Raw genomic sequence first — 5,470 nt, forward strand, 5'->3', positions numbered from 1 at the left:
TAGGCAATACCTCGATTGTAGTAAGCTTTATCGTCATTGGGATCGAGGCGCACTGCTTGGTTGTAATCTTCAACCGCTCCTTGATGATCTTTCATATCATCGCGAGCGTTCCCCCGATTGATATAGGCTTTGGGGTTATTGGGATCGAGCCTAATTGCCTCAGTGCTGTCCTCGATCGCGCCTTGAAAATCCTTCAAGAAATAGCGAGCGTAACCGCGATTTACATAAGCTTGAGCCAATTCGGGATTGAGTTTTAATGCTTGAGTGTAATCTTGGATCGCTCCTTTGTAATCCCCTTGTCTCGCCTTTTCAATCCCCCGGTTGTACAAGTCCACCGCACTCATTTCCGTTTCCGGTCTAGTTGTTGGCGTTGACTCTGTACTGGGTGGCGTTGTGGAGTTATTCGGAGTTGACCTTGGTTCGGGTTGAGCTGGTGTTGTTTCTTCCGCCTCCGATGGCGTTGACTCTGTGGAGTTCGGCTTAGACTCAGGTTTAACTGGTGTTGTTCCTTCCGCCTCCGCTGGCGTTGATTGTGTGCGGTTTGGCTTAGATTCAGGTTTGGCTGGTGTTGTTCCTTCCGCCTCCGCTGGCGTTGTTGATTCCTGTTGGGTTGGCTTGGACTGAGCTTCCGCTGGGTTTGACTCGCTGTTGCGAGCTGGCTTAGACTCAGCCTGGGTTGGCTTTCCTGAAGGAGACTGGCTTGGCTTTGACTGAGCCTGAACAACAGGAGAGATGCTACCCAGTGCAGTGGCGATTCCTAAAATTGCGATCGTTCGGTAAATAGGGTTCATGACTTTAGCCAATCGACTTGGTGCCAGTAGAAATCGAGGTTTGCAGAAAATAGGTATAACCTAATACGATATCAGAATTTGGTAAATATTACTCTTCCGATCGCTACTTAGGCATTTCCTCTTAGTGGCTTCACGGGACGAAGTAAAACCCTTTGTTGTTCCACCTGCCAATTCCCTTACTGCTGAACGCTTCTGAGTTGTGCGAGAGCATTTCGATCGCGATCGTTTTTTCCTTAGCGCTAATAAATTTCTGCTGCTTTTTGCCCTGGAGCGATCGCTCCCAGCCGATCCCCAAGTGTAACTTTGGACAAGAGGAGCGATCTGGCCTACAAGCGTAACTATTCCCAAGACAAGGATGATGCGCGAATGGAACTAAACATCAGTAAATTCATGGCTTTTGGGCAAACTTTTAACTGCTAGATAGCCGATATTATTTCTGACTCAGTTATACTTATGCAGTCCCAGGTAAACGCTGCGATTTTTGTATTGATTTAAGCGCAAATGAAATTTTTAAATATATCCCAATGGCGTTGGTTACCCGGACTAAATCCGCAAGTGGGGATTCTGGCGGTAGGTAGGTTCCTCTCGGAAGTTGGATCGGGTTTTACCCTGTTTTATGCACCGATCTTTTTTGCTAATTTAGTGAATTTATCGGCGACCCAAGTAGGCATCGGTTTGGGTAGCGCCTCGATTTCTGGTGTTCTGGGGCGCTTACTGGGAGGGTCTTTTGCCGATTCCCGCTTCTGGGGTCGTCGGCGTACTTTATTGCTCTCGGCAGCTATTTCGGCGATCGCATCTTTAGTAATGGCGCTCAGCGATAATTTTTCCACTTTTGTTGTCGCTAACTTACTGATGGGTTTGGGTATGGGTTTGTATTGGCCGGCAACGGAAGCCGCAGTAGCAGATTTAACACAGCCCGAACATCGTCAAGAAGCTTTCGCGATTGTGCGATTTGCAGATAATTTCGGTTTGGGAGTAGGCATTATTCTGGGCGGAATGTTGATCGGTACAACAGGCGCTTATCGGGCGTTGTTTGTGATTGATGCGATATCTTTTGTCGTCTTCTTTGCGGTTATTTATTTTGCGATCGCAGAAACTTACAAACCAACGGAACACCATAGGGAAAAACTGGGCAACTGGGAAACAGCATTGCGCGATCGTCGCCTTGTTATCTTTGTTCTAGGCAATATCATCTTCACAACTTACGTTTCCCAACTGCACAGCACCATTCCCCTGTACTTCAGCAAGTTTGTACCGGTGGGTAACTCAAAAGTAGGATTTGCCACCATAACTATCAGCGCTTTGTTTACCTGGCACACGATCCTCGCAACTTTGTGTCTGATTCCGATCTCCCGCCTCTTGAGGCGATTTAGCCATCCCCACGCTTTAACTGTTTCCGCTTTATTGTGGGCGGTGGGATTCAGTTTGATCTGGGTGACTGGCGTTGCACCTGCTGGGCAATTAACTTGGGCCATATTGGCGATGGGAGTAACAGCGATCGCGATCGTCTTTTATACACCTTCCGCATCTGCCTTCGTTGCCGACATTGCACCGGAGTCCCGGCGCGGTCTCTACCTTTCCATCAACTCTTTGTGCTGGGCAGTTGGATACGCTGTTGGCCCTCCCTTGGGTGGCTGGGCGATGGATCGATCGTCAATAGCCGCAAACAGTTTTTGGTTGGGATTGGCTTTCAGCGTAGTTATCGTTGTGGCGATTTTGCAATACCTCAACCGGATTTTAAATAACTAGATACTGATGTTATCTTGTACTTGCAATCTAGCTGAAATGATACGAAAAAAGAAAAATGAAAGATGAACTTTTAGATGGTAAAACCGCGAAACAGTTGACTGCCTGCCAAGTTAAAAGTGCAAAAAATTCGCAACAAGTAAATTCCCAAAATGCTTTCGTGGATAATTGAGCTTATCATCTGAATAAAATTGCTTATCCCCCTCCGTGTGGTTCAATCCAGATGAGAATCAATAGCATAACCCTCTCTCCGCCATGCCAATTCATACTCTAAATAGCGTCGTTAGCAAAGTTTCTGGCAAGGCTACCCTGCGAACTATCCTGATTGTCCCATTTGTTGTACAAATCGTTGGGGCTGTGGGGTTAGTTGGGTATCTCTCTTTTAAAAATGGGCAACAGGCAGTCAACGATGTTGCTTCCCAATTGCGGAGGGAAATTAGCGAGCGCACTTTCGATCGCATTAGCACTTACCTAAGAACACCTCATCCGATTAATTTAACTAACGCTAATGCGATCCGTCTCGGTCAGTTAGATATAAATAATCCTCAAGTCTTACAACGTCATTTTTTAAAACAAATTCAAGTCTTTAATTCACTAAGTAGAACTTATTTCAGCAACCCCCAGGGCGGACTCGTCTCCGTCGGTAACGATGAGAGAGGACTTACAGTTGCATCCACAGAAAATTTTACGAAAGGTCGTCTTCGCGTTTACAGCGTAGATAGCCAAGGTAACCGCCAAAAATTATTGGTCAATCAACCACAATATGATGCCAGAGAACGACCTTTTTATCAAACGGCTATCACCGTAGGTAAACCGACATGGGGCCCTATTTATATCTATGTTCCTACTTCTAGAGGTTTGGGAATTTCTGCTAGCTATCCCCTCTATGATGAAACAGGTAAGCTCCAAGGTATTTTATCGAGCGATCTATCTCTTGCCGCCATCAATAATTTTCTGAAAAGTTTGAGAATCGGTATTCACGGAGAAGCATTTATTATCGAGCGATCGGGAATGATAGTAGCTTCTTCAAGCTCCGAACTTCCCTTCGTTACTGATGCAGATGGCAAAGATAAGAAACGACTCCACGGCGTGGAAATGAAAAACCCATTAATTCGAGCTACAGCACAGCATTTAATTTCTCAATTTGGCAACTTGACGGATATTAATACCTCAAAAGAACTTGAATTTGAAATAGAAGGCAAGCGCGAGTTCGCACAAGTAACTCCCTTCAAAGATGCGTTTGGTTTGGATTGGCTGATTGTGGTAGTCTTGCCAGAAGCCGACTTTATGCAGCAAATTAATGCCAACAACCAGACGACTATTCTGCTGTGTATAGCCGCCTTTATCTTAGCTACAGGAATCGGTATTTTTACCGCTGCTTGGATTACCAACCCAATTTTGCGCTTGAATACTGCTGCGAAGGAAATTGCTAAGGGTGAATGGCATAAAACATTAGAAATCAAACGCTCTGATGAAGTGGGACAATTGGCAGAGTCTTTTAATAAAATGGCAGAGCAACTGGAAGAATATTTTGCTGCACTGCGAGATAGCGAGAACCGCCTCACTCAGTTTTTAGAAGGATTGCCAGTAGGTGTATCAGTTCACGATCCAACCGGAAATGCGACTTATGCAAATCAGAGGGCGAGACAAATATTAGAGATGGACTATTTACCAGAAACTAAAACAGAGCAATTGGCACATACTTATCGAGTTTATCTCAGTGGAACCGAACTGCCATATCCGACAGAAAAGCTGCCAATTGTCAAAGCTTTAGCGGGAGAAAGCAGTACAATTGATGATATGGAAGTTTATCGTCCCGATAGAATTATTCCCTTGGAAGTCTGGGCAACTCCTATTTACGATCGCACAGGTCAAGTAGTCTATGCGATCGCCGCTTTTACTGATATCAGCGAACGCAAACAAGCCGAGAATTTATTAGCTCAATACAATCGCACCTTAGAAATTCAAGTAGCCGAACGCACAGCGGAATTAACCGACTCCAATCAACAATTGCAGCGCGAAATTGCCGAACGCAAACGAATAGAAATAGAACTGCAACAAGCAAAAGAAGCAGCCGAAGCAGCTTCGCAAGCCAAAAGCACCTTTTTGGCTAACATGAGCCACGAATTGCGATCGCCTCTTAATGCCATTCTCGGTTTTGCCCAATTAATGCTCCGCAGCTCGACTTTACTCCCAGAACACCAAGAAAAAACTCGCATCATTTACCGCAGTGGGGAACACTTACTCAGTCTCATTAATGATGTGCTGGATATGGCGAAAATCGAATCCGGACGGATCTCCCTCAACGAAACTGCTTTTGATGTTATCGCTCTACTCAATGACTTGCGAGATATGTTTTATATCAAAGCGCAAGAAAAAAGATTGTATTTTAAAATCGAATGGAGTGCTGATATTCCGCAAACGGTGCTTACTGATGAAATAAAGTTGCGCCAAGTGTTGATTAATTTACTCAGTAATGCCTTTAAATTTACCTCGTCAGGTAGCGTATTTCTGCGATTGTCAGTAGAACCGAAACAAAACCCTATTTTTAATAAAAAACTGGTACTTCACTTTGAAGTTTCCGACACTGGCTGTGGCGTTGCTGCCCATGAATTAGCCAGTATATTTCAACCATTCGTGCAAACTAAAAGCGGACAGCAAGTCCAAGGTGGAACTGGTTTGGGATTACCGATCAGTCGGCATTTCGTGCAAATGATGGGTGGAGAAATGACAGTAGAAAGTGAAATTAACAAAGGTACAAATTGCAAGTTTTACATTCAGTGTCTGCCAGATGCAATCCCTAATCGGGAAACTTCTAAAATTGCAAGTCGAGTTATTACTTTAGCACCCAACCAACCCAGTTATCGCATTTTAATTGCAGACGATCGAGCCGAAAATCGGCAATTACTTGCTGAAATGTTGCAAGAATTGGG

General features: G+C 44.8%; 3 protein-coding genes. 2 read left to right on the forward strand and 1 reads right to left on the reverse strand.

Features of this window, described 5'->3' with window-relative positions:
* The coding region (locus tag H6S82_RS16140) for a tetratricopeptide repeat protein (RefSeq protein ID WP_191056420.1) at positions 1–791 on the reverse strand (791 nt) is incomplete at its 3' end.
* A gap of 501 nt (positions 792–1,292) precedes the next feature.
* Here H6S82_RS16140 and H6S82_RS16145 point away from each other — a divergent pair.
* Both H6S82_RS16145 and H6S82_RS16150 read left to right on the forward strand, forming a co-directional pair.
* Positions 1,293–2,540, forward strand: coding sequence for an MFS transporter (locus H6S82_RS16145; protein ID WP_190469318.1), 1,248 nt, complete (start codon positions 1,293–1,295; stop codon positions 2,538–2,540).
* Between the two features lie 252 nt (positions 2,541–2,792).
* Positions 2,793–5,470 (forward strand): ATP-binding protein (locus tag H6S82_RS16150; RefSeq protein WP_191056421.1); only part of this gene is annotated, 2,678 nt, incomplete at its 3' end.

It is taken from the genome of Planktothrix sp. FACHB-1355, assembly GCF_014748295.1.
Taxonomy (GTDB): domain Bacteria; phylum Cyanobacteriota; class Cyanobacteriia; order Cyanobacteriales; family Aerosakkonemataceae; genus Aerosakkonema; species Aerosakkonema funiforme_A.

Coding starts and splice junctions, on each gene's coding strand:
- H6S82_RS16145 (WP_190469318.1), top strand. CDS start 1,293: ATGAAATTTTTAAATATATCCCAATGGCGTTGGTTACCCGGACTAAAT.